The organism is Streptomyces sp. SID12501 (assembly GCF_010550245.1).
Classification (GTDB): Bacteria; Actinomycetota; Actinomycetes; order Streptomycetales; family Streptomycetaceae; genus Streptomyces.
In genome coordinates, this window is the sequence record NZ_JAAGLU010000268.1 from 1 (window position 1) to 606 (window position 606).

The 606-nt window shown below is 75.7% G+C and carries 1 pseudogene; it reads right to left on the reverse strand.

Features of this window, described 5'->3' with window-relative positions:
- Positions 1–606, reverse strand: a pseudogene (locus G3I71_RS50610) (hypothetical protein); the annotation flags it as partial.

Consider the following 606-nt stretch of genomic DNA (forward strand, 5'->3'; position numbering starts at 1 on the left):
CTTCGGCAGGGCGTCGCCCGCATCGAGCCGGTCCGGGACCAGCGCAGCCGTCCGCCGGCGTCGACGAAACTGCGCGAGCGGCCCGCGTTGTCCGGGTGCAGGCAGTAGGGGACGTCCAGCACGCCCCGCGCGAACGCGGCGCGCAGGGCCCGTCCCAGGTCCTCGTCCAGCTCCAGCACCGCCTCCACGAAGGCCCGGGCCTCCCGGTACACCTCACTGTCGGAGCTGTCGGAGCTGTCGGAGCTGTCGGAGCTGTCGGAGCTGTCGGTGCCGCCGGTGCCGGCACACCGGTCGCCGCCGAACCGGGGGTCCGGCGGCCCTCCGCCCGGCCCGCTGCTTCGGACGTACGGGCGTTCCTGCAGGGCCGCCGTCGCCGCGGCCGTCTCCAGCGCCCGTACGTTCTCCAGCACCGTCGGGATCCGGTACGCCTCGGCGGCCGTCTTGACGATCAGCCGCTGCGCCCCGGACCGTACGGCGAGCCGCGCCGAGGCCTCCAGCAGGCGGGTGGCGCCCCGGGCGGTGTGCGGGAAGACCCCCATGTAGGTGTAGAGCACCACGTGCCGGTCCACCCCGGCCGGCAGGAACTCGGCGGCGAGGCCGCGCAGC